Annotated in this window: 21 protein-coding genes; 6 read left to right on the top strand and 15 right to left on the bottom strand. The window is 60.5% G+C overall.

The features are described 5' to 3' along the window. Nucleotides 1-79: 79 nt before the first annotated feature. The 14 genes from AC1DIG_RS24825 to dksA form a co-directional block, all read right to left on the bottom strand. Nucleotides 80-1,096, bottom strand: coding sequence for a class I SAM-dependent rRNA methyltransferase (locus tag AC1DIG_RS24825; protein ID WP_477769429.1), 1,017 nt, complete (start codon nucleotides 1,094-1,096; stop codon nucleotides 80-82). Between the two features lie 174 nt (nucleotides 1,097-1,270). Further along, nucleotides 1,271-2,143 (bottom strand): oxygenase MpaB family protein, encoded by an 873-nt coding sequence (locus AC1DIG_RS24820; protein ID WP_477769428.1) that lies wholly within the window; start codon nucleotides 2,141-2,143, stop codon nucleotides 1,271-1,273. 63 nt (nucleotides 2,144-2,206) lie between these two features. Then, nucleotides 2,207-4,144 carry an acetate--CoA ligase gene (acs, locus tag AC1DIG_RS24815; RefSeq protein ID WP_477769427.1) on the bottom strand — a complete coding sequence of 646 codons (1,938 nt, stop codon included), beginning with the start codon at nucleotides 4,142-4,144 and terminating at the stop codon, nucleotides 2,207-2,209. A 203-nt stretch (nucleotides 4,145-4,347) separates the two neighbouring features. After that, nucleotides 4,348-6,012 carry a glucose-6-phosphate isomerase gene (gene pgi, locus AC1DIG_RS24810; protein WP_477769426.1) on the bottom strand — a complete coding sequence of 555 codons (1,665 nt, stop codon included), beginning with the start codon at nucleotides 6,010-6,012 and terminating at the stop codon, nucleotides 4,348-4,350. Between the two features lie 245 nt (nucleotides 6,013-6,257). Beyond that, nucleotides 6,258-6,638 carry an aspartate 1-decarboxylase gene (gene panD / locus AC1DIG_RS24805; RefSeq protein ID WP_003228271.1) on the bottom strand — a complete coding sequence of 127 codons (381 nt, stop codon included), beginning with the start codon at nucleotides 6,636-6,638 and terminating at the stop codon, nucleotides 6,258-6,260. A 214-nt stretch (nucleotides 6,639-6,852) separates the two neighbouring features. Further along, nucleotides 6,853-7,713 carry a pantoate--beta-alanine ligase gene (gene panC / locus AC1DIG_RS24800; protein WP_477769425.1) on the bottom strand — a complete coding sequence of 287 codons (861 nt, stop codon included), beginning with the start codon at nucleotides 7,711-7,713 and terminating at the stop codon, nucleotides 6,853-6,855. Next, complete coding sequence (panB, locus tag AC1DIG_RS24795; protein WP_054595557.1) at nucleotides 7,710-8,510, bottom strand: 3-methyl-2-oxobutanoate hydroxymethyltransferase; 801 nt, start codon at nucleotides 8,508-8,510, stop codon at nucleotides 7,710-7,712. Before panB ends, panC begins: the two co-directional genes overlap by 4 nt. Nucleotides 8,511-8,872: 362 nt before the next feature. Further along, nucleotides 8,873-9,358 (bottom strand): 2-amino-4-hydroxy-6-hydroxymethyldihydropteridine diphosphokinase, encoded by a 486-nt coding sequence (gene folK / locus AC1DIG_RS24790; protein WP_477769424.1) that lies wholly within the window; start codon nucleotides 9,356-9,358, stop codon nucleotides 8,873-8,875. A 4-nt stretch (nucleotides 9,359-9,362) separates the two neighbouring features. Further along, nucleotides 9,363-10,766, bottom strand: coding sequence for a polynucleotide adenylyltransferase PcnB (locus tag AC1DIG_RS24785; protein ID WP_103320123.1), 1,404 nt, complete (start codon nucleotides 10,764-10,766; stop codon nucleotides 9,363-9,365). 735 nt (nucleotides 10,767-11,501) lie between these two features. Beyond that, nucleotides 11,502-12,938 carry a sigma-54-dependent transcriptional regulator gene (locus tag AC1DIG_RS24780; RefSeq protein ID WP_477769423.1) on the bottom strand — a complete coding sequence of 479 codons (1,437 nt, stop codon included), beginning with the start codon at nucleotides 12,936-12,938 and terminating at the stop codon, nucleotides 11,502-11,504. Between the two features lie 22 nt (nucleotides 12,939-12,960). Continuing rightward, nucleotides 12,961-15,915, bottom strand: a complete 2,955-nt coding sequence (locus tag AC1DIG_RS24775) for a sensor histidine kinase (RefSeq protein ID WP_477769422.1) — start codon at nucleotides 15,913-15,915, stop codon at nucleotides 12,961-12,963. Further along, nucleotides 15,899-16,075 (bottom strand): hypothetical protein, encoded by a 177-nt coding sequence (locus tag AC1DIG_RS24770; protein WP_003176118.1) that lies wholly within the window; start codon nucleotides 16,073-16,075, stop codon nucleotides 15,899-15,901. Before AC1DIG_RS24770 ends, AC1DIG_RS24775 begins: the two co-directional genes overlap by 17 nt. A gap of 77 nt (nucleotides 16,076-16,152) precedes the next feature. Beyond that, a complete protein-coding gene (gene gluQRS / locus AC1DIG_RS24765) occupies nucleotides 16,153-17,049 on the bottom strand; it encodes a tRNA glutamyl-Q(34) synthetase GluQRS (RefSeq protein WP_477769421.1) in 897 nt (298 codons plus the stop codon). A gap of 99 nt (nucleotides 17,050-17,148) precedes the next feature. Further along, nucleotides 17,149-17,592 carry an RNA polymerase-binding protein DksA gene (gene dksA, locus AC1DIG_RS24760; RefSeq protein ID WP_427534217.1) on the bottom strand — a complete coding sequence of 148 codons (444 nt, stop codon included), beginning with the start codon at nucleotides 17,590-17,592 and terminating at the stop codon, nucleotides 17,149-17,151. Nucleotides 17,593-17,923: 331 nt separating this feature from the next. Between dksA and AC1DIG_RS24755 the strand changes: the two genes are divergently transcribed. Together AC1DIG_RS24755 and sfsA are read left to right on the top strand one after the other, a co-directional pair. Next, nucleotides 17,924-19,096 carry a pyridoxal phosphate-dependent aminotransferase gene (locus tag AC1DIG_RS24755; RefSeq protein WP_477769420.1) on the top strand — a complete coding sequence of 391 codons (1,173 nt, stop codon included), beginning with the start codon at nucleotides 17,924-17,926 and terminating at the stop codon, nucleotides 19,094-19,096. Continuing rightward, nucleotides 19,096-19,809: a DNA/RNA nuclease SfsA gene (sfsA, locus tag AC1DIG_RS24750; protein ID WP_477769419.1), complete on the top strand. Its 714-nt coding sequence runs from the start codon at nucleotides 19,096-19,098 to the stop codon at nucleotides 19,807-19,809. The genes AC1DIG_RS24755 and sfsA overlap by 1 nt, the downstream gene beginning before the upstream one ends. A 2-nt stretch (nucleotides 19,810-19,811) precedes the next feature. On the opposite strand, the gene AC1DIG_RS24745 is transcribed toward sfsA, so the two are convergent. Then, nucleotides 19,812-20,129, bottom strand: coding sequence for a Rieske (2Fe-2S) protein (locus AC1DIG_RS24745; protein ID WP_477769418.1), 318 nt, complete (start codon nucleotides 20,127-20,129; stop codon nucleotides 19,812-19,814). A 185-nt stretch (nucleotides 20,130-20,314) separates the two neighbouring features. Between AC1DIG_RS24745 and AC1DIG_RS24740 the strand changes: the two genes are divergently transcribed. From AC1DIG_RS24740 to AC1DIG_RS24725, 4 genes are read left to right on the top strand one after another with little or no spacing between them, the layout of a single operon-like run. After that, the gene (locus AC1DIG_RS24740) at nucleotides 20,315-21,202 is read left to right on the top strand and encodes a heme/hemin ABC transporter substrate-binding protein (protein WP_477769417.1); all 888 of its coding nucleotides are present in this window, start codon (nucleotides 20,315-20,317) and stop codon (nucleotides 21,200-21,202) included. Between the two features lie 50 nt (nucleotides 21,203-21,252). Further along, nucleotides 21,253-22,236, top strand: a complete 984-nt coding sequence (locus tag AC1DIG_RS24735) for a FecCD family ABC transporter permease (protein ID WP_427534221.1) — start codon at nucleotides 21,253-21,255, stop codon at nucleotides 22,234-22,236. After that, nucleotides 22,236-23,003: a heme ABC transporter ATP-binding protein gene (locus AC1DIG_RS24730; RefSeq protein ID WP_477769416.1), complete on the top strand. Its 768-nt coding sequence runs from the start codon at nucleotides 22,236-22,238 to the stop codon at nucleotides 23,001-23,003. The genes AC1DIG_RS24735 and AC1DIG_RS24730 overlap by 1 nt, the downstream gene beginning before the upstream one ends. Nucleotides 23,004-23,012: 9 nt before the next feature. Next, nucleotides 23,013-23,864, top strand: a complete 852-nt coding sequence (locus AC1DIG_RS24725; RefSeq protein WP_477769415.1) for a ChaN family lipoprotein — start codon at nucleotides 23,013-23,015, stop codon at nucleotides 23,862-23,864. The last annotated feature ends 241 nt before the right edge of the window (nucleotides 23,865-24,105 follow it).

The raw sequence follows: 24,105 nt of genomic DNA, 5'->3' as shown, positions 1-24,105 counted from the left end.
GTGCCTTGGAGTATGGCATGCGATTCTGGTTCCGAAGCAATCACCTTGAACAGCAATTGTCTGGTTTTTTCGAGAGAGCTCAGAGTTGCAGGATCAGGGTTTTCAGCGGCGGCTGCTGATCCATCGACGGAAAGTCGCTGCCGGGTGTCAGCACTTTCCAGTCACGCACCGGGCGCCCGGCTTTTTCTGCACAGCGCAGCACCTGCTCACGCCAGTCATTCATGCTGACTTTTGCCAGGTTGTTACAGCAGATCAGCACGCCGTCCTCGGCGGTGGTCAACAGCGCCGGCTTGAGCAGGCTCTGATAGTCGCGCAACAGATCGACGGTGCCGAATGCACTCTTGGCCCAGGCTGGCGGATCAAGCAGGACCAGGTCGTATTGACGCTGTTCCAGGCGCGGGTAACTGGGCAGTTTCTGCCCGCGGCGCTGACTGATCGGCAGGCCGGCGAGTTGGCGGATGGCCGGGAAGTAATCGGACTGTACGAACTGCATGGTCGGCAGTTGCGGGTTGAGCTGGCCGTTCTCGCGGCCGACGGCCAGGTTGCCCTCGGCGAAATCCAGATTGCACACCTCGCGTGCCCCACCAGCCGCGGCGCAAAGGCCGACGCCGCAGGTGTAGGCGAACAGGTTCAGCACGCTTTTGCCGGCGCTGTGGTCCTTGACCCAGCCGCGGGCGTTGCGCAGGTCGAGAAACAGCAGCGGGTCCTGCCCGGCGTGGCGAGCACGGACCCGGTAGTTCAGGCCCCATTCGTGGCCGACCATGTCGGCAAGTGCGGCCTCATCGGCGCGGTAGACCGTGTCTTCGCGATCGATGCGCGAGTTACCCCGCGAGCGGTCGTTATAGACCAGCAGGGTGTCCAGGCCGAGATGCTGGTTGATGATCGCGTGCAGCGCGAGCAAGTCATCGCGTTCCAGCGACTGGTGAAAGCTCTGGACCAGCAGTTGCGGGCCGTAACGGTCGACAGTCAGGCCGCCGGCACCTTCCTGGCTGCCATGAAACAGCCGATAGCAGTCGGTGCCTTGCGAGTGCAGAGTAGCGAGCAAGTCTTGGCGATGATCGAGGGCGGCGCACAGCGCCTGATTCAAGGAAGACATGGACGCGCCTTGCTGGGGAATTTGGCGCGAGAGTTTAACAGCTTGGCGCGGGACCGAGGTGCTGCCATCGCGAGCAAGCTCGCTCCCACAGGAGATCTTTGTTGGTTCTATATTTTGCGTACAACACAATCCAGTGTGGGAGCGAGCTTGCTCGCGATGCTCTTAAGCTCTTTTTCAGCCTGGCAGGCCCATCCGCCGCTTGGCCCGCTGCACCGAACCATTGCGCACCGCCCAGCGCAGCATCGGTGCACTGCGATTGACGCTGGCGCGAATCAGTTTGCGTTGCAGCGGATTCTGGTGGACACCGAGCATGTCACTGGCCCAGTCGGGCAGCAGGTCGATGCCCGCTTGCATCATCAGCCCACCAAAGGGCCTGGCCAGACGGCTGGGTGACGGTGCAGCGAGGAGCAACCGCAGCACTTCGCGGCTGCGTTCATCGCACAGCAGTTGTGGGCGAACTCGCTCAAGGTACTCGCTGATTTCCCGCCGTGAGCGCGGAACATCGCGGGCGCCCAGTCGCTTGGCGACCAAGGCGATCTCGCTGTAGTAGCGATCCTGATCGGTGGGTGAAAGATCCGGATTGCGGTAGCGCAAATGCGCAGCGAGGAAGTTGCTGACCTCGGCCACATGGACCCAGGTCAGCAGCTCCGGATCGCTGGCGGCGTAAGGGCGCCCATCGGGTGCGGTACCGACCACTTGCAGGTGAATGGTGCGCACTTTCTCGATCAGCCACTCGGCGTCCTGACGCGAACCGAAGGTGGTGCCGGAGATGAACTGCCCGGTGCGGCGCAGTCGGCCGAGCATGTCTTCACGGAAGTTCGAGTGGTCCCAGACCCCGGCCAGCGCCAGCGGGTGCAGGGCTTGCAGCATCAAGGCGCTGATGCCGCCGATGAGCATACTGCTGAAGTCGCCATGCACTTGCCAGCTCACCGAATCGGGGCCGAAGAGCCCGGGATCGCCCTTGGGGTTTTCCAGGTCGAGCTTGCCCAGCGAAAGGCCGGACAGGCTCATGATCTGGGTTTCGATACGGCTACGGATGAATTCCATGACAACTCTGTGGCTACGGCATTTAAAAAGTGCGCGGCCAGCGGCCGCGCTTGGGTGAACAGATCATTGGTTCAGGCGCTTGTCGATCAGCCCTGCGACCACACTGGGGTCGGCCAGGGTCGAAGTGTCACCCAGGCTGTCGAGCTCATTGCAGGCGATCTTGCGCAGGATGCGCCGCATGATCTTGCCCGAACGGGTTTTCGGCAAGGCCGGTGCCCATTGGATCAGATCGGGTTTGGCGAAACTGCCGATTTCCTGGCTGACGTGGGCCAGCAGTTCTTTCTTCAATGCGTCGCTGGGTTCGATGCCGTTCATCGGTGTGACAAAGGCGTAGATGCCCTGACCCTTGAGGTCGTGGGGATAACCGACCACCGCAGCCTCGGCGATGCTGTCATGCAGCACCAGTGCGCTTTCAACTTCGGCGGTGCCGATGCGGTGCCCGGAGACGTTGATCACATCATCGATGCGTCCGGTGATCCAGTAATCGCCATCTTCATCGCGTCGCGCGCCGTCACCGGTGAAGTAGTAACCGGCATAGGGTTTGAAATAGGTGTCGACCATCCGTTGCGGGTCGCCGTAGACGCTGCGGATTTGCCCCGGCCAGCTGGCCTTGATCGCCAGTACGCCACTGCCGGCGCCGCTGATTTCCTTGCCGTGCTCATCGAGCAATACCGGTTGCACGCCGAACATCGGTTGGGTCGCGCAACCGGGTTTGATTCGTTGTGAGCTGACCAGCGGGCTGAGCATGATGCCGCCGGTTTCGGTCTGCCACCAGGTGTCGACAATCGGGCAGCGCTGCTCGCCGACCGCGTTGAAATACCAGTCCCAGGCTTCCGGGTTGATCGGCTCGCCGACGCTGCCCAGCAGCCGCAAACTGGCGCGCGAGCTGTCTTTCAACGGCTCCAGGCCTTCGCGCATCAGGGCCCGCAAGGCGGTGGGTGCGGTGTAGAAGATGTTCACCTGATGCTTGTCGATGACCTGCCAGAACCGCGAGCTGTTCGGGTAGCTTGGCACGCCCTCGAAAATCAGGGTGGTCGCGCCATTGGCCAGCGGCCCATAGACGATGTAGCTGTGGCCGGTGACCCAGCCGACGTCGGCGGTGCACCAGAAGACTTCGCCGTCGCGGTAGTCGAACACGTACTTGAAGGTCATCGCCGCTTGCAGCAGATAGCCGCCAGTGGTGTGCAGCACGCCTTTGGGTTTACCGGTACTGCCGGAGGTGTAAAGGATGAACAGCGGGTCTTCGGCGTCCATCGGCTCTGGCGGGCAGTCGTCGCTGACGTCGCGCAGGGCCTGGTGATACCAGAGGTCGCGGCCCTCGACCCAATTGACTTCGCCCTGAGTGTGTTCGACCACCACCACGGTGCTGACGGCCGGGCAACTGAGCAGGGCTTTGTCGACGTTCTGTTTGAGCGGTACATATTTACCGCCACGTACCCCTTCATCGGCGGTGATCACCGTGCGGCAGTCCGCGTCGAGGATCCGGTCACGCAGGGAGTCGGGGGAAAACCCGCCAAAGACCACCGAGTGCACGGCGCCAATGCGTGCGCAGGCGAGCATCGCGTAGGCGGCTTCCGGGATCATTGGCATGTAGATGCACACCCGGTCGCCTTTTTTTACGCCACGGCTTTTCAGCACGTTGGCCAGACGGCAAACGCAGTGATGAAGTTTTTGGTAGGTGATGTGCAGCGATTCGGCCGGGTCGTCGCCTTCCCAGATGATCGCGGTCTGTTCGCCGCGTTGGGCGAGGTGGCGGTCGATGCAGTTATGGCTGACGTTGAGTTGAGCACCGGCAAACCAGTGTGCCGCGCCGGTTTTGATATTCGATTGCCGGACGCTTTGCCAAGGGCTCGACCAATCGAGAAAACGCTTGGCCTGTTCGGCCCAGAAAATGTCGGGTTGCTCGATGGATTGGCGGTACAGGCGCTGGTAGTCGTCCTGACTCAGTTGCGCAGCCTGGCGGACGGCATCGGCTTTGGGGAACGTGCTGATATCGAACATGGCGGTTCCTTATGCTTGTATTGCACAAGTGATAAAGATGCGCCGAGTGACTATCGGGTTCAAGTCGTACAGGAAACCAATGTGGGAGCGAGCTTGCTCGCGATGACGGTTTGATATTCGAGGAAAATGTCGACTGTCAGACCGCTATCGCGAGCAAGCTCGCTCCCACAGGGTCAGTGCAGACCTGTGGGGCGAGGATCAGATCACCCGCGGTGACGACCGCGGAAGTAGTTGATCAGGCCCTGGGTCGAAGCGTCTTCGGCCGGGGTTTCTTCGCTGCCGACCAGGCGGCTGTAGACGCCTTTGCCCAGCTCCTTGCCCAGCTCCACGCCCCATTGGTCGAAGGCGTTGATGCCCCAGATCACGCTCTGCACGAACACCTTGTGCTCGTACATCGCGACCAGCGCGCCAAGACGACGCGGGCTGATGCGCTCGACCACCAGGGTGTTGCTCGGGCGGTTGCCCGGGATCACCTTGTGCGGTGCGAGTTTTTGCACCTGGTCTTCGGCCATGCCTTTTTCACGCAGCTCGACTTCCGCCTCCGCGCGGGTCTTGCCGAGCATCAGCGCCTGGCTTTGCGACAGGCAGTTGGCGTACAGCCACTGGTGGTGGTCGGCAACCGGGTTGAAGCTGACGATCGGCACGATGAAGTCGGCCGGAATCAGCTGGGTGCCCTGGTGCAGCAACTGGTGATAGGCGTGTTGACCGTTGCAACCGACGCCGCCCCAGATGACCGGACCGGTATCGGTGGAAACCGGCGTGCCGTCCTGACGTACGCTCTTGCCGTTGGATTCCATGTCCAGTTGCTGCAAGTGCTTGGTGATGTTGCGCAGGTAGTGGTCGTACGGCAGGATCGCGTGGCTTTGTGCGCCCCAGAAGTTGCCGTACCAGACACCCAGCAGTGCCAGCAGCACCGGCATGTTCTGTTCGAATGGCGCGCTCTGGAAGTGCTGGTCCATGGTGTAGGCGCCGGACAGCAGTTCCTTGAAGTTCGACATGCCGATGGCCAGGGCAATCGGCAAACCGATGGCCGACCACAGCGAGTAACGCCCGCCAACCCAGTCCCACATCGGGAAGATGTTCTCTTCGCGAATCCCGAAAGCCACGGCCGCAGCGTTGTTACTCGAAACGGCGATGAAGTGGCGATACAGCTCGGCTTCGGAGCCGCCCTGAGCCAGATACCAGGCGCGAGCGGCCTGGGCGTTTTTCAGGGTTTCGAGGGTGTTGAAGGATTTCGAGGAAACGATGAACAGTGTGGTTTCGGCACGAATCTTTGCCGACAACTCATGGAATTCGCTGCCGTCGATGTTCGCCAGGTAATGGCAGCGCACACCTTTCTGGGCGTAGGACAACAGTGCTTCGGACACCAGTTCAGGGCCGAGGAACGAACCACCGATACCGATGTTCACAACGTCAGTGATCGGCTTCTCGGTGTAACCGCGCCACAGGCCGTCGTGGATGCGCCCGACCAGCTCGGTGATCTGGTTCAGCACTTTGTGCACGTCAGGCATGACGTTGACGCCATTGACCGACAGTTTGTCGCCCACCGGGCGGCGGAGGGCCGTATGCAGCGCCGGACGGCCTTCGGAGGCATTGACGATTTCGCCGTTGAACAACGCCTTGATCGCGTCCTGCAAGCCGACTTCGTTCGCCAGGCCCACCAGCAGATTGCGGGTTTCGGTGTTGATCAGGTTTTTCGAGTAATCAAGAAATAGCCCGCAGCTGCTCAGGGTGAACTGGGTGAAACGCTGCGGGTCGGCATTGAACGCTTCGCGCATGCTGAAATCCTGCATGGCTTGGCGGTGATCATTCAGCGCCTGCCAGGCTGGCAGAGCGGTAACGTCATGAGGAGTGCGGTAGTACGCCATCGCTGCGGGTTTCCTTTTTACTTGGACTGCCTTTAGGACACTGAAAAAACCGAAATGTCCTGTTTGATGACAGGCACCCTCCGGTTGAACTGCGAATAAACGATTAAATAGCGCAGGGCGATTACAGTAAACCTCGCGGTGTGATCTGTCTTGGCTTTGTCTGACCTGTGACCGGTACTTTTTTGTACCGGCACATCAGGTAGCCAGGCAGGCGGGCTTTCAGTGTTCGGAGTATGGGGGAGGGCTCAGGCGACCTGAACCGGGATGGCATTGCTGGTATGGCTCAACTCGTTGCCGGGGGCCATGTAGAGCATGCGCGGTTTGAAATTGAGCAGTTCGGCTTCGCTGTAATGAGCGTAGGCGCAGATGATCACCCGATCACCGACCTTGGCCTTGTGTGCGGCGGCGCCGTTGACCGAGATCATGCGCGAGCCTTCTTCGCCACGGATGGCGTAAGTGGTGAAGCGTTCGCCGTTGTCGACGTTGTAGATCTGGATCTGTTCGTACTCACGGATCCCGGACAGGTCCAGCCATTCGCCGTCGATGGCGCAAGAGCCTTCGTAGTCGAGCACTGCGTGGGTAACTTCGGCGCGATGCAGCTTCGCCTTGAGCATGATGGCGTGCATGAATGTTTCCTTGGGCTGATCCGAACCGCGGCAGTTTGCCCGAAGCCTTTGAGGCCGGCAATACGACGTGAGAAACCGACTGCAATCTACAAAATCAACACCGTTCTACTGTGGGAGCGAGCTTGCTCGCGATAGCGATTCAACACCCGACAGAAATGTTGACTGTCAGTACGCCATCGCGAGCAAGCTCGCTCCCACAGGGGGATTGCGGTGGTTAAGCGGGGGCGTCGAGGTTCAGGTGCAGGTTGTCGATCAATCGGGTCGTGCCCAGGAAGGCGGCGGCCAGGATCACCAGGTCACGGTCATCCGCGGTTGCTGGACGCAGGGTCAGCGCGTGGCGGATTTCCAGGTAATCAGGACGTAAACCGGCGTCCTGGAGCTGCTCGATCTTCCGGGCCAGCAGTGCCGGGTAATCGCGTTCGCCCTGTTTGATGGCTTCGGCGATGTCGCTCAGTGTGCGATACACCACGGGCGCGGCGGCCCGCTGTTCTTCGCTGAGGAAACCATTGCGCGAGGACAGCGCCAGGCCGTCGGCCGCTCGTACGGTGGGCTCGCCAATGATCTGGATCGGCATGTTCAGGTCATGCACCAGCGCGCGAATCACCGCCAGTTGCTGGAAGTCCTTCTGACCGAAGATCGCGAGGTCTGGCTGAACCATGTTGAACAACTTGCTGACCACGGTCGCCACGCCTTCGAAATGCCCGGGGCGGCTGGCGCCACACAGGCCTTCAGAAAGCAGTGGAACGCTGACGCGGGTCTGGCCGGCCATGCCGTCCGGGTACATTTCCTCGACGGTTGGGGCGAACAGCAGGTGACAGCCGGCTTGCAGCAGTTTCTCCTGATCGGCGGCCAGGGTCCGCGGATACTTGTCGAGGTCTTCGCCTGCGCCAAATTGCAGTGGGTTGACGAAAATGCTTGCGACCACAAAGTCCGCTCGTTGGGCGGCTTTGGTGACCAGTGCGATGTGACCGCTGTGTAGGTTGCCCATGGTCGGTACGAAGCCGATACGTTTGCCTTCGCCTCGAGCGCGGGCTACGGCGGCACGCAGTTCGCGTACGGTTTTGACAGTGTTCATGCAGAGAATCCGTGTTCGGCACCAGGGAAGGTTGCGGCTTTGACTTCAGCGACGTAAGCGCTCAGGGCGGCGTGAATGCTGTCTTGGCCGGCCATGAAATTCTTCACGAATTTCGGTGCGCGGCCGCTGAGGGACAGGCCGAGCATGTCGTGCAGTACCAGCACCTGGCCATCGGTGGCATTGCCGGCGCCGATGCCGATCACCGGAATCTTCACCGCTTGGGTGATTTCGTGGGCCAGCTCGCTCGGTACACACTCGAGCAACAGCATCGCCGCGCCAGCCTGTTCCAGGGCAATCGCGTCGGCACGCATCTGCCGGGCCTGGTTTTCATTGCGGCCCTGAACTTTATAGCCGCCGAGAATGTTCACCGACTGCGGCGTCAGACCCATGTGCGCGCACACCGGGATACCGCGTTCGGCCAGTAGACGAATCGACTCGGCGAGCCACAGCGCGCCTTCGACCTTGACCATGTGTGCGCCAGCCTGCATCAACTGGGCACTGTTGGTCATCGTTTGCTCGATGGTGGCATACGCCATGAACGGCAGGTCAGCGAGGATCAAGGCGTCGGTGTTGCCACGCTTGACCGCGGCGACGTGGTAAGCCATTTCGGCGTTGGTCACCGGCAGGGTGCTGTCGTGTCCTTGCAACACCATGCCAAGGGAGTCGCCCACCAGCAACACTTCAACACCCGCCTCATTGCAAGCGTGGGCGAAGGTGGCGTCGTAGCAGGTCAGCATGGTGATTTTTTCACCCTTTTGCTTGAGGCTCTGCAGTGTGGTCAAGGTGATAGCTGGCATGTAAGGAATCCTCATTCAGGCGCTTGGAAAACTACTGCGAGTAACGCGCGTGATTCTTCATTTACTCAGGCGCACGGTCTTGTGTCGTGCTTTAAAAGCCTGGATTGCGCCCTGTAGTGCCGGGTTGGCGGCAGCGGGACGCCTATAGTCGTGAGGAGAACTCGGGAAGTCAATTGGATGTGTTACCGCAATGTTACGCCGTTGGTGTTACCGGCGTTACTGATGCGATTCAGCAGGTTATTCAGGATCAACACAAACCAATGTGGGAGCGGGCTTGCTCGCGATGGCGGCTGAACATTCATCGAAAACGTTGGCTGATAGTCCGCTATCGCGAGCAAGCTCGCTCCCACAGGGGATCTTCGTCAACCCGGAGGGAGGCGTTCCAGCCCGACGAACGGACATGCAGCGAGCAGTTCGCGCAGGTGACGACCGTCGGCCAGTTGCAGGTCAGCTGGCGCCAGTTCGGCCAACGGGTAGAGCACAAAGGCTCGGGCCTGCATGTGGTAATGGGGGACTTTGAGGCGGGGCTCGTCGATCAGCCGATCGCCGAACAGCAGGATATCCAGATCCAGGGTGCGCGGGCCCCAGCGTTCATGACGCTCGCGACCCTGGTCGATTTCGATGGCTTGCAGCGCATCGAGCAGCTCAAGCGGCGTCAGCGTGCTGTCGAGCGCGGCCACCGCGTTGGTATATCGCGGCTGGCCCGGCAGCAAGGAGTCGCTTTGATAGAAGGACGAAACCCCCACCAGAGCTGTCTTGGGTAACTGCGCGAGCGCTTCGACGGCGCTGCGCAATTGTTCCGCGGGGGCGGCGAGGTTGCTGCCCATGCCAATGTAAATGCGTTCCATCGACTTACTCGCCTGACGCACTCGGTACGCCAGCGGCGCGTTTGCGCTTGGCACCACCGCTGCGACGACGTTTACGCGGCGCACCGCTGGCACCGTCGTCCTTGCCACTGAGGTCGCGGATCATGTCGCGGCGTTCGCTTTCGTTACCGTCCTGATAGTCCGTCCACCATTCGCCCAGACCATTGGTCTGTTCGCCAGCGCTTTCACGCAGTAGCAGGAAGTCGTAACCGGCACGGAATCGCGGGTTGTCCAGCAACAGGTCGGCACGTTTGCCACTGCGGCGTGGCAGGCGCTCCTGCATGTCCCAGATCTCGCGGATCGGCATGGTGAAGCGCTTTGGAATCGCAATCCGCTGACATTGCTCGCTGATCAGTTCGTGAGCAGCTTCCTGCATGGCCGGAATTGGCGGCATGCCACGATCCTGCAAGCGCAGTACGCGGGCCGGCAAGGCTGGCCAAAGCAGGGCGGCGAACAGGAACGCGGGCGTCACCGGCTTGTTCTGCTTGATCCGCAGGTCGGTGTTGATTAGCGCTTCGCTGATCAGGGTGTGGGTGTAAGTCGGATTGTGCTCCAGCGCTTCGGCGCTGGCCGGGAACAGTGGATCGAACAATTGCAGGTCGACCAGCATCTCGAAGGTGTCAGCGGCATGACCCGAAAGGAACAGCTTCAACACTTCTTCGAACAAGCGCGCCGACGGGATCTCGCGCAGCATCGGTGCCAGGCCGCGAATTGGCAAGGCGCTGTGTTTCTCGATACCAAAGTCCAGTTTGGCGGCGAAACGCACCGCACGGAGCATCCGCACCGGGTCTTCCTGGTAACGCTGGGTCGGGTCGCCGATCAGGCGGATCAGGTGATTGCGGATGTCGTGTACGCCGTTGGCGTAGTCGAGAATGCGCTCGCTGACCGGATCGTAATACAGGGCGTTGATGGTGAAGTCGCGGCGTTGCGCGTCTTCTTCCAGGGTGCCGTAAACGTTGTCGCGCAGAATGCGCCCGCTTTCGTTGCGCGAGGACTGGTTGCTGTCTTCCTCTTCGTCGTTTTGCGGGTGATTGGCGCGGAAGGTCGCGACTTCAATGATTTCGCGACCAAAATGGATGTGCACCAGTTTGAATCGGCGCCCGATGATCCGCGCATTGCGAAACTCGGCGCGAACCTGTTCCGGCGTGGCGCTGGTGGCGACGTCGAAATCCTTGGGTGTGATGTTGAGCAGCATGTCGCGCACACAGCCACCGACCAGGTAAGCCTGGTAGCCGGCGCTCTGCAGGCGTTCGACGATGTTCACCGCATAACGGCTGAACTGAGCCCGTTGCAGCGAGTGTTGGCTGCTGTTGAGCACTTCAGGCGTGCTGCGAATGTGTTGCGTACGACGCAAGGGAGAACGGAATGACTGGAACAGCTTCTTCAGCATGGGATGCACTGTTTGAAGGAATGTTCGGCCAAAACGAAGAATGACCGCATGATGGGCGGGGATTCTAGCATTTAGTCGGGGGATGGTGTAGGAAGCTGCGCAAGGTCTCTGTAGCAGCTGTCGAGCTATGCGAGGCAGCTGCTACAAGCTACAAGGGCCAAACGCCAGAAACCACAAGGGGAGCCGAAGCTCCCCAAGAAGTAGTTGCATGCTCTATTTTTATTTTTGGTTTCGGGCTTCTTGTTTTTGTGTCGCGCCCTTGTCATGAAGGTTTCCTTCATGACCCTCCCAATCGGGAGCCAAGAGCAAACGGATTGCTTTGGTCGCTGTGCTGCAATGATCTGTGCGATCCAACCAGTTCAGGCTCTGCCTTAGGGCAGTTTTTGTTGTTCTCGGCCTGGTTGCGGGGCAAGCCCCAAATACAACGCCTCTCCAAAAGAATCAGTTAGCTACGCCTCTCGCCGTCTTGTTTTTGTTGTGCGTGAGTCGATTCGTCTTATTTTTATTGTCTTGTGCATTGCTTGTTATTGTTCTTGTACCAAACATATAGCAGGTGCCGTGCCAACTTTTGCGAGCCCCAGTAAAACAAGGGGTTAGGTGTCTGAATCGCTTTTTTCAAGGCCAAAAAAAGCCGGGGCTTCGTTACTGTAAGCCCCGGCTTCTGTTACGAGTAAAAGCTGCGGTAACAGTTTTTTCACACTGTCATGTGTTACTCGCACACTCGACAGCTGACGTTCAGCTTTCGCTGGTCACGCCCGTCTTGCGCCGCGGGATGCCCAGACGCTGACGGCGCTCCCACAGGCATTTGCGACTGACGCCGAGTTTGCGAGCCAGCTCGGTTTCGGTCATGTGGTCCTGGTGTTCGAGGACGAAGTGCTGGAAATAGTCTTCCAGTGACAGGTCTTCGGTGGGCTCGTGGCTGGTGTTACCGGTGCTGCCCTGTTGCGGTGCCAGGCCTATGAACTCGTCATCTTCAAGGTCGCTGAGCTCGATATCGATGCCCAGCAACTCGGCAGAAATTTCCGGGCTCTCACACAGGATGACGGCACGCTCGACGGCGTTTTCCAGTTCGCGCACGTTACCCGGCCAGGAGTAATGACGAATCGCCTGTTCGGCGTCCGGAGCGAATTTCAGGTCGGTGCGATTCACGCGCGCGCTCTGGCGGGCGAGGAAAGCATTGGCGATTTCGTTGACGTCCGCGCCACGCTCACGCAGGGCCGGCAGCTTCAGGGCGATAACGTGGAGACGGTAATACAAGTCTTCACGGAACTGGCCGATCTTGGCCAGGCTCTTCAGGTCACGGTGAGTCGCAGCGATCAGGCGGACGTCGACCTTCTGCGATTGCACCGAGCCCACGCGGCGGATTTCACCTTCTTGCAGCACGCGCAGCAGGCGCGCCTGGGCTTCAAGTGGCAGTTCGCCGATCTCATCAAGGAACAAGGTGCCGCCGTCGGCTGCTTCAACCAGACCCGCGCGCCCGGCACTGGCGCCGGTAAACGCGCCTTTCTCGTGGCCGAACAGCTCGGACTCGATCAGGCTTTCCGGGATGGCTGCGCAGTTCACCGAAATCATCGGCGCCTTGGCGCGTTTGGACAGATTGTGCAGGGCGCGGGCCACCAGTTCTTTACCGGTACCGGATTCGCCCTGAATCAGCACATTGGAATCGGTAGGGGCCACTTTACGGATTTTGCCGTACAGATCCTGCATCGGTGGGCACGAGCCGATGATACCGATTTCGCCATTGCTGTTATCGATAGCGGACTTCGCCGAGCCGTTGGCTGCCTTGCCGACCGCAGGTTCGCCTGCGGAGCTTTGCGCCGATTGCCGGTCACGCAGGATGCGCGCGACGGCCTGGAGCATCTCGTCGTGGTCGAAAGGCTTGGCGATGTAGTCCACCGCGCCCATCTTCATTGAGTCGACTGCCGAGCGCAGGCTGGCGTAGCTCGTCATGATCAGCACTGGCTTGCCCTGGCCCAGCTTGATCAGTTCGGTGCCCGGTGCGCCAGGCAGGCGCAGGTCACTGACAATCAGGTCGAACGTGGGAATGCTGAAGCGTTCTTGTGCTTCCTGCACTGAACCGGCTTCGCTGACCTGGTACTGGTTACGTTCCAGCAGGCGGCGCAAGGCGGAGCGGATAATTGTTTCGTCTTCGACGATCAAAATGTGCGGCATTGATTCGATTCTCTCGACGGTCTCAGTTCACAGCGGACGTCGCTTCGACATGACGCGGTAAGGTCACCCGGATACGGGTGCCGCGTTGGCTTTGTGTGTCAGCCGGGCTGTCGATGGTGATTTGTCCATAATGCTCTTCAACGATGGAATAGACCAGTGCAAGGCCCAGACCGGTGCCTTCGCCAGGATCCTTGGTGGTGAAGAAGGGTTCGAACAATCGGTCCATGATGCTCGACGGGATACCGCTGCCCTCGTCTTCCACGATCAGGTCGATCGTGTGTTCGTTGGCTTCACTTTTTACTCGAACCGCACTGCCGGCCGGCGATGCGTCGCGGGCGTTGGACAGCAGGTTGATCAACACCTGGGCGAGTCGCTGCGGATCGCCATCGACCCAATGCTCGGGATCGCACAGGTTAAAGAACTGCACTTCGAAGTTGCGGCGGTTCAGCGCTAGCAGACCAATGGCATCCTGGGCCACCTCGGCCAGACAGACCGGTTCGTCATTATGCTGGTGGCTGCCGGCATGGGCGAAGCTCATCAGCGACTGGACGATGCGTGACACGCGCTTGGTCTGTTCGAGGATTTGCCCGCTGATTTCCTTCAGTTCGCTGTCTTCTTCACGCTCTTCGCGCAGGTTCTGCGCCAGACACGCGATGCCAGTGATCGGATTGCCAATTTCGTGGGCCACGCCGGCCGCCAGTCGACCGATACTCGCCAAGCGTTCGGAGTGCACCAGTTTGTCTTCGAGCATCTGGGTTTCTGTCAGGTCTTCGACCAGCAATACCAGGCCACTGTTACCAGGCGCGAGCGGTTCGTCGATCGCCGCTTTGTGCAGGTTCAGCCAGCGCGTCTGACCGTCAAGGGCCAGGTGCTGTTTGTGCAAATGCTCGTCCGGAAGATTGATGAAGCCTTGCAGCAGTTCTTTCCACGGCTCGCCGAGGGTGCCCAGGCGTGAACCGACCACGCGCTGTGCGGCGATCCCGGTCAACTCCTCCATGGCTTTGTTCCACATGAGGATTTCCTGATCCTTGGCCAGCGAGCAAACACCCATCGGCAACTCTTGCAAGGTCTGGCGGTGGTAGCGGCGCAGGGCATCGAGTTCGGCGGCAAGGCCGGTGAGGCGCGAGTGATAGTCCTCGAGGCGGCTTTCGATGAAGTGAATGTCTTCGGTGACGTAGTTTTCACCGCCAGCCTTGTACGGCAGGAAGGTTTCGACCATGTCTTGCGCAACGCTCGGGCCCATCAGGCCGGAGAGGTTGGCTTCGATTCGGTCACGCAGTCGGCGCAAGGCGTACGGGCGGCGCTCGTCGAACGGCAGATAGAGGTCGCGCAGGGCCTGTTCGACTTCCTTTTGTGCCGCCTTGGCACCGAGCGGTTTGGCCAGTTGGGTGGCGAATTCCTGGGGGGACGCGGCGTGCAGTTCGCGGCGTTGCGGGCGGCGCACGTTGTCCACGGCGCAGGCTTCGGCGGCGCTGGCCTCTTCGGAACTGGCGTTGGTGAACAGCGAGATCAGCGTGAACATCAGCACGTTGGCCGCCAGCGACGCGATTGCCGCCATGTGCCAACTGGTGTCGTCGAGCACGTAGATCATGTTCAGCAGCGGGATATAGAAACCCTGCAGGTTGCCGACCAGCGGCAACAGCATAGTCACCAGCCAGACCAGAATCCCCGCCAGCAACCCGGCGATGAAACCGCGACGGTTGGCGGTCGGCCAATACAGGACGGACAGTACGCCAGGCAAAAACTGCAGGGTGGCAACGAACGCGACGATGCCCAGGTTGGCCAGGTCTTGCTCAGCGCCCAGCAGCAGGTAGAAACCATAGCCGGCCATGATGATCGCGACGATCAAGGCGCGGCGGGTCCATTTCAGCCAGCGGTAGATGTTGCCTTCGGCAGGCGGCTGATAAAGCGGCAGCACCAGATGGTTCAGGGCCATCCCGGACAGTGCCAGGGTGGTGACGATGATCAGGCCGCTGGCGGCTGACAAACCACCGACGTAGGCCAGCAGCGCCAGGGCCTTGCTGTTGGCGGCGATGCCGATGCCGAGGGTGAAGTATTCCGGGTTGGTGGTGGCACCCAGTTTCAGGCCGGCCCAGAGAATCAGCGGTACGGCCAGGCTCATCAGCAGGAGGAACAGCGGCAAGCCCCAGCTCGCACTGACCAGCGAGCGCGGGTTGAGGTTTTCGGTGAACGTCATGTGGTACATGTGCGGCATCACGATCGCCGAGGCGAAGAACACCAGCAGCAACGTGCGCCATGGACCTTCTTGCAGCGGCGTGTGCAGTGCGGCGAGGGCGGTCTGGTTTTGCAGCAACCAGAGTTCCAGCTGTTGCGGACCGTCGAACACGCCGTACAAGGCGTAAAGCCCGACGCCGCCAATGGCGATCAGCTTGATCACCGATTCAAAGGCAATCGCGAATACCAGGCCTTCGTGTTTCTCCCGGGTCGCAATATGCCGCGAGCCGAAGAAAATCGTGAACAGGGTGATCAGCGCACAAAAACTCAGGGCGACCCGATGCTGCACCGGCTCATGGGTGAGGATGCCGATCGAGTCGGCCACGGCTTGAATCTGCAGGGCCAGCAACGGCAGCACGCCGATCAGCATGAAAATCGTGGTCAGCGCGCCGGCCCAGGTGCTGCGGAAGCGAAACGCAAACAGGTCGGCCAGAGAGGAAAGCTGATAGGTGCGGGTGATCTTCAGAATCGGGTAGAGCAACACCGGCGCCAGCAGAAACGCCCCGGAGACCCCGAGGTAACTCGACAGGAAGCCGTAACCGTATTGATAGGCCAGGCCGACCGTGCCGTAGAACGCCCAGGCGCTGGCGTAGACACCCAATGACAAAGTGTAGGTCAGCGGGTGGCGAATGATCGCTCGCGGGATCATTCCGCGTTCACTGATCCAGGCAACACCAAACAGCACCGCCAGGTAGGCGGCACTGATCAGGATCATCTGGGTCAGGCTAAAGCTCATCGGCATCTTTTTGGCTCTGCAGGATGAAGGTCACGACGATCAGAATCAGCCACAGCAGATACGGGCGATACCAGGCGCCAGTGGCGTCGATCCACCAGTCCATGATGGCTGGGGAGAACAGATAGATCCCCACTACCAGGAGCAGGACCAAGCGATAGATGTACATCCCGGCCTCTCTTTATTGTGCGCGTGCCCGAAAACGTGCGGCGATGGTAACGGATGGGCGCCAACCTGCAAGCTTAGTCAGCGTAATTGCGCTTCGGGCAGTGTCAGTGTGCGCGGGATTAACGTCGCATCCCAGTGCCTGATGCCCCAGTTCAGTACCTCCCCGGGGCTGGCGTCGTCGAGTTCGCGGCCAGGTTTTTGTCCCAGTGCGCGCAGGGCACGCAGTAACAGGGGCGTGGCCTGATCTTCGGTCAATGGCGGTGAGCGATAGGACTTGCCGAGCTTGTTGCCGTCCGGCTGGGTAATCAGAGGCAGGTGCAGATAGCGCGGTTGCGGCAGGCCGAGCAGTTCTTGCAGGTACAACTGGCGTGGGGTGGAGTCGAGCAAGTCGGCACCGCGGACAATATCGGTGATGCCTTGCCAGGCGTCGTCGAGCACCACTGCCAGTTGATAGGCATAGAGCCCGTCGCGCCGACGGATCACGAAGTCGCCGACCTCGCGGCCCAGGTGCTGGCGGTACTCGCCTTGCACGCGGTCGGTGAAGTGATATTCCAGTTCCGGGACGCGCAAGCGGATTGCGGCGTCTTCGCTGGCATGACCGGCGTTGCGGCACAGGCCCGGATAAATCCCGTGATAAGGCGCCAGTTTTTTCCGCGAGCAGGTGCAGGCGTAGGCCAGGCCATGGTTGAACAGTTGATTCAACACCTGCGCATAGGCGTCGTGACGGTCGCTCTGGCGGACCATTTCGCCGTCCCATTCGAAACCGTAGCTTTCCAGTGCCTTGAGGATCGCCGCCTGGGCGCCGGGTTCCTCCCGGGGCGGGTCGAGGTCTTCCATGCGCAACAGCCAGCGCCCGCCGACCGAGCGGGCGTCAAGGTATGAGGCCAATGCCGCGACCAGCGAGCCGAAGTGCAGGTGCCCGCTGGGGGTGGGAGCAAAGCGCCCGATGTAGGCGGGGGATTTAATGGCAGTCATAGGCGCGATGTTAATTGAAAGAACAAAACAGTCAGAAACAAAAACGGAGCGTTCGCACGCTCCGCTTTTTGTTCAGGATGATGCCGTTCAAGCCGACGCTTACTTGCCGACTTGCTTTTCCTTGATTTCTGCAAGGGTCTTGCAGTCGACGCACATGTCAGCGGTAGGGCGGGCTTCCAGGCGTTTGACGCCGATCTCGACACCGCAGGACTCGCACCAGCCGTATTCTTCGTCTTCGATCAGTTGCAGGGTCTTGTCGATTTTCTTGATCAGCTTGCGCTCGCGGTCGCGGGCACGCAGTTCGAGGCTGAATTCTTCTTCCTGGCTGGCACGGTCGGCCGGGTCGGGGAAGTTCGCTGCTTCGTCCTTCATGTGATCAACAGTGCGGTCGACTTCCTGCATCAAGTCCTGTTTCCACTTGTTCAGGATCTTGGTGAAGTGCGCGCGCATGGACTGGCCCATGTACTCCTCGCCCTTCACTTCTTTGTAGGGTTCGAAGCCGCTGATCGACTGGTTCTGCTGTTGCTTTGCTTGGGTGGGCATGAAATGGACCGCCTCTACTCTTGTAATCCATTGCGCAGGATTGCTCCATCACCGACACCTGCCGGCCCTGCGGCTGCAAGCGGGCGAACTTACCAGATCAAATCGGAGCGCGCTACTCCCGGATGTCGAGGCTGCGGTCCGCAAGGCTTGCAAATGTTTGCAAAGCCTTGTCTGGCGGGTCTGGAGGCCTGATCAGATATTGATTTTAGTCAATCCTGAGCCATCTGTATCAGCTCTTTTACGGGTGAACTTTCGGTTGTGACCGCTTTAGGTTCTCGCTCGTTCCCGGGCTTGGGTAGAATCAATTCTTTTCCCCGTTGAAGGAAGGCTAATGGCTCAGCCCTACAGTGCGCGCAGCCGCGCTATCGAACCTTTCCATGTCATGGCATTGCTGGCGCGCGCCAATGAATTGCAAGCGGCCGGGCACGACGTGATTCACCTGGAAATCGGCGAACCGGACTTCACCACTGCCGAACCGATCATCAAGGCCGGCCAGGCGGCGCTGACGGCGGGGAAAACCCGTTACACCGCGGCTCGCGGCATTCCAGAGCTGCGTGAAGCCATTTCGGGCTTCTATCAACAACGTTACGGGTTGAACATCGATCCGCAGCGTATCCTGATCACGCCGGGCGGTTCTGGCGCGTTGCTGTTGGCCAGCGCCCTGCTGGTCGACCCCGGTAAACACTGGCTGCTGGCCGACCCGGGTTACCCGTGCAACCGGCATTTCCTGCGGCTGGTGGAAGGTGCGGCGCAACTGGTGCCGGTTGGCCCGGACGTGCGCTATCAACTGACGCCAGGCCTGGTCGAGCGTTACTGGGACCACGACAGCGTTGGCGCACTGGTCGCTTCACCGGCCAACCCGACCGGGACCATCCTGACCCGCGATGAACTGGCCGGGCTGTCTGCGGCAATCAAAGAGCGCCACGGTCATCTGGTGGTGGACGAGATCTATCACGGCCTGACCTACGGCACCGACGCTGCCAGTGTGCTGGAAGTCGATGACAGCGCTTTTGTGCTGAACAGTTTCTCCAAATACTTCGGCATGACTGGCTGGCGCCTTGGTTGGCTGGTGGCCCCGGAAGCGGCTGTCGGTGAGTTGGAAAAACTCGCGCAGAACCTTTACATCAGCGCGCCGAGCATGGCCCAGCACGCGGCGCTGGCCTGTTTCGAGCCGGGCACCATCAGTATTCTCGAAGAACGCCGGGCCGAGTTCGGGCGTCGGCGTGACTTCCTGTTGCCAGCCTTGCGCGAGTTGGGTTTCGGGATCGCCGTGGAGCCGGAAGGCGCCTTCTATCTGTATGCCGACATCAGTGCCTTTGGTGGTGATGCATTTGCCTTCTGCCGGCACTTCCTGGAAACCGAACACGTTGCCTTCACCCCGGGTCTGGATTTTGGTCGGTATCAGGCCGGTCATCACGTACGGTTCGCCTACACCCAGAGCCTGCCACGTTTGCAGGAAGCGGTTCAGCGGATTGCCCGTGGCCTGCGGAGTTGGCAAGGCTGATGCATTTCAATCCTCCTCTCGAAGAAGGTCGGCTGATTCGTCGCTACAAGCGTTTTCTCGCCGATATCGAAACCGTTGGCGGCGAGTTGCTGACCATTCACTGTCCCAACACCGGGTCGATGTTCAATTGCATGGTCGAAGGCGGGCAGGTCTGGTTCAGCCGTTCCAACGATCCGAAACGCAAGTTGCCCGGTACCTGGGAGATCAGTGAAACCCCGCAAGGGCGGCTGGCCTGCGTGAACACCGCGCGGGCCAATACCTTGATTGAAGAAGCGCTACGTGGCGGTTTGATCAGCGAGCTCAATGGCTTTACCGGGCTCAAGCGTGAAGTGCCGTATGGTCAGGAAAACAGCCGCATCGATTTTCGCCTCGATTACCCGAGTGGCCCGGCCTTCGTCGAAGTCAAAAGCGTCACGCTGGGCTTCGACGGCTCAGCGGTCGCGGCGTTTCCGGACGCGGTGACTCAGCGCGGTGCCAAGCACTTGCGCGAGCTGGCGTGCCTGGCGCGGGACGGTATTCGTGCGGTGCAGTTGTATTGCGTCAATCTGACCGGCATTGACTCGGTGCGCCCGGCCGAGGAGATCGATCCGGGTTACGCGGCCGCGTTGCGTGAAGCGAAAGCGGCCGGGGTTGAAGTGTTGGCGTACGGTGTGAGCCTGACCGCGCATGAGGTGCGCGTCGACCGTCGTCTGGAGGTGTTGCTCGGCGCCTAAGCCTAAGGTTGAACCCAGATGCCCTGGCTGTCTTCGCGGCACGCCAGGGCACTGAGGGACTGCCCGGCACAGGGCCCGGCCACGCATTCACCGCTTTCGATCAGAAACAGTGCGCCATGGGTGGCGCACTGGATCAGGCTGGCGCTGGGGTCGAGAAACTGGTCCGGCTGCCATTCAAGGCCGACGCCGCGATGCGGGCAGCGATTTTCGTACACGTAGACCCGGCCTTCACGGCGTACGGCAAACAACTTCTGGCCGTCGATCTCGAAACCACGGCTGCTGGCATCGACCAGCTCGGCGCTGGAGCAAAGAAACTTCATGACTATCCTCAAGTGCCAAAGGCTCAGGCCTCTGGCGGTGATGCGTGTGCGCTCACTGGTTAGCAAATGTGTCTGCGCTTGACGTGCAAATGCAAACAATTATCAAATGGGTGTTTCGCCCGTGGTGGCTGCGTAGCTGACGACGCCTTGATCCTGCGGGAAAACTCCTCAAAGGAAACCCTGTTATGCGCCTGAGTACCAGCGCTATTGCGCTCTGTGTCGGACTTTTGGTCAACCATGGGGCTCAAGCGACCGAATTGCCGCAACGCTGGGTCAGTGCCGGCGGGGCATTGTCGGAGTGGGTGAGTGCGTTGGGCGGCGAGTCGAAACTGGTCGGTGTCGACAGCACCAGCCAGCATCCCGAATCGCTCAAGGCCTTGCCGAGTATCGGTTATCAGCGGCAATTGTCGGCAGAGGGCATTCTGAGTTTGCGTCCGCAGCTTCTCATTGGCACCGAAGAAATGGGCCCGCCGCCAGTGTTGTCGCAGATTCGCGGTGCCGGGGTGCAGGTTGAGCTGTTCTCTGCGCAACCTGACCTGACAACCCTGCAAGGCAACTTGCAGCACCTGGGTAAATTGCTCGGTAGCGAGCCGCAGGCCACGGCGTTGTTCCAGGGGTATCAACAGCAACTTGAACAACAGAAAGCCTGGGTCAGCCAAGCCCAGACCAAACAAAAAGCACCGGGCGTGTTGCTGCTGCTGGGGCACGCTGGTGGCAAACCGCTGATCGCCGGCAAAGACACCGCCGCCGATTGGCTGTTGCAACAGGCGGGTGGGCATAACCTGGCGACCCATACCGGTTACAAGCCTTTTTCCGTTGAGTCCCTCGCGGGTCTGACGCCAGACGTGCTGGTATTTGCCGACCGGGCGCTGACCGGTGACGCCGCGCGCTCCGCGTTGTTCAAGGAAAACCCGATACTCGCGTCGACGCCGGCGGCCAAGGCCGGGCGGGTGTTCGAGTTGGACCCGACGCTGTTGGTTGGCGGCTTGGGGCCACGCTTGCCGGAAAACCTGGTGAAGTTGTCCGCCGGGTTCTATCCCGCTGAATCGGCCAAGGCAAACATCGCCCCATGAGTACTCTGGTCAAACCCCGTTCGTTGTTCATTGGGCTTAGCCTGTTGTGTTTGTTGGCGATCTGGCTGTCATTGGCCCTCGGCCCGGTCAGCTTGCCTCTGCTCGATACGTTGCGTGCGGCGATGCGGATGATTGGATTGCCGATTCCTGCTGAAGGGCTGGAGCAGGCCGAACTGATTCTGGGGCAGATTCGTTTGCCGCGTACCTTGCTCGGTTTGGCGGTGGGCGGGGTGTTGGCGTTGTCGGGCGTGGCGATGCAGGGCTTGTTCCGCAACCCGTTGGCGGATCCGGGGTTGGTCGGTGTCTCCAGTGGTGCCGCGCTGGGTGCGGCGATTGCGATTGTTGGCGGCGCACTGTTTGGCGGTTTGCCTGAGGCGATCGGACCTTATCTGTTATCGCTGTGTGCGTTTCTGGGTGGGCTCGGGGTGACGGCGCTGGTTTACCGTCTCGGTCGGCGTAACGGCCAGACCAACGTGGCAACCATGTTGCTGGCGGGCATCGCCCTGACGGCGCTGGCCAGTTCGGCGGTGGGTTTGTTCACCTATCTGGCGGACGACGCGACCTTGCGTACGCTGACTTTCTGGAACCTGGGCAGCCTCAATGGCGCCAGCTATGCGCGACTCTGGCCATTGTTGCTGGTGAGCGCCGCGGTAGCGCTGTGGTTGCCGCGCCGGGCCAAGGCGTTGAATGCGTTGTTGCTCGGTGAGTCCGAGGCCAGTCATTTGGGGATCAACGTCGAAGGGCTCAAGCGTGAGCTGGTGTTTTGTACCGCGCTGGGCGTCGGCGCTGCTGTTGCGGCGGCGGGGATGATCGGTTTTGTCGGGTTGGTGGTGCCACATCTGGTGCGACTGTTGGCGGGGCCCGATCATCGCGTGCTGTTACCGGCTTCAGTCCTGGCGGGCGCCAGCCTGTTGCTGTTTGCCGATCTGGTGGCGCGCTTGGCGCTGGCCCCGGCGGAGTTGCCGATTGGCATCGTCACCGCGTTTATCGGCGCACCGTTCTTTCTATATTTGCTGTTACGAGGTCGCGCCTGATGCTGCGAGTGGAAAACCTGCAGATCTGCCGCGGCAAGAAAATCGTCCTGGCAGACATTGATCTTCAGCTCAAACCGGGTGAAGTCCTCGGTGTGCTGGGTCCCAACGGCGCAGGCAAAAGCACCTTGCTCGGTGCGTTGTGTGGTGAGTTGCGTCCTGACCATGGTCGTGTCTGGCTCGATCAGCGTGAGCTGAGCCAGTGGGATGGCGCACAACGGGCGCAACGCCTGGCAGTATTGCCGCAGACCTCGACCCTGGATTTTGCGTTCCGCGTCGAGGAAGTGGTCGGTATGGGCCGTTTGCCCCATCAAACAGGCCGGGTGCGCGATGACGAAATTGTCGCTGCTGCCTTGCAGGCCGCCGATGTCGGGCATTTGAGTGGCCGCAGCTACCTCGCCCTGTCCGGTGGTGAACGCCAGCGTGTGCACCTGGCGCGGGTGCTGGCGCAGCTTTGGCCGGGGGAGGCCGGGCAAACCTTGTTGCTCGACGAGCCGACGTCGATGCTCGATCCACTGCATCAGCACACCACCTTGCAGGCGATTCGTGAGTTCGCTGATCGCGGTGCGGCGGTGCTGGTGATTCTGCATGACCTGAATCTGGCGGCGCGTTACTGTGATCGTATTCTGCTGCTCGAAGGTGGCCGTCCGCACGCGTTGGACACACCGCAGCAGGTGCTGCGGCCGGAGCCGCTCAAAGCCGTGTTCGGGCTGGATGTGTTGGTGCAGCCGCACCCGGAGCGCGGGCATCCGCTGATTATCGCCCGTTGAGGTGAGCTCATGCGTGGGATATTGATTCTGGCGCTGTTGTTACTGGTGTCATGCCAAAACATGGCACCCAGTGCCGTGGATCAACCAGTCGGTGTGATTCGCGATCTGCGTAGCGGTCAGCGTCTGAGTGCGCAAGCGCTGGTCGATCGGTTGGCCGGGGCGCCACGGCTGATCGTTGGCGAGCAGCATGACAATCCTGATCATCATCACGCGCAACTGTGGTTATTGCAGGCACTGGCCCAGCGCCGGACTCAGGGCAGCGTGCTGCTGGAAATGCTGACGCCGGATCAGCAGGCGCGTGTCGATGAAATCCATGCGTTGGACACCGCTCGCTGGCCTGCCGATTTGCCGGCGGCGTTGGCCTGGCAATCGGGTTGGGACTGGAATCTGTATGGGCCGATTGTGCGCTTTGCCCTGGCTCAGCCCTATCCGTTACTGGCGGCGAATCTGGACTCGGCTGACGTTCGGCGTATGTACAAGCAAGCGCCGGCCGTAAGCGGAACCCGGTCGAATGCGCCAGCGGTCAGGAATGAGCTGCTGGCGCAAATCCGCGAGTCTCATTGCGGGTTGTTACCCGAAAGCCGGATGCCGGCCATGCTCGCGGTTCAGCAACAACGTGATCGGCAGATGGCCGAACAACTGCTGGCAGCGCCCGCGCCGGCATTGTTGTTTGCCGGCGCTTATCACGCGCGGCTGGACATTGGCGTACCGCTGCATGTGCAGGATCTTGGCGAGCATTCGGCGCCCGTGGTGGTGATGCTGGCGGAGAAGGGGGCTGTGGTCACGTCGGCATCGGCGGATTACGTCTGGTACACGACCGCCCGACCCGTGCAGGACTATTGCGCGCAAATGCGTCAGTAACAAGCAGTCGGCGCATTTCGCGAAGTACTTTTCGACAGGTAAAAAAAGACCCGGCAAGAGCCGGGTCAAATAACCGTGATTAGCCTGATGAGGAGATAATCTGAGAGTCCGAACCAATGGTCTTTCAGAAGATCAGCTGATCTCGCGACCAGTTGTGATAATCATAACGATTCTCATTTGTAAGTCAATCGCTGTTTTCTGAATTCTTTGCTCTTTTGCCGAACACTTGTCTGGATTGCCT

The sequence above is a fragment of the Pseudomonas sp. 05N431 genome (genome assembly GCF_056397005.1).
The sequence above is the reverse complement of the archived record's forward strand: the minus strand, read 5'-3'. Positions and strand labels throughout refer to the sequence as shown.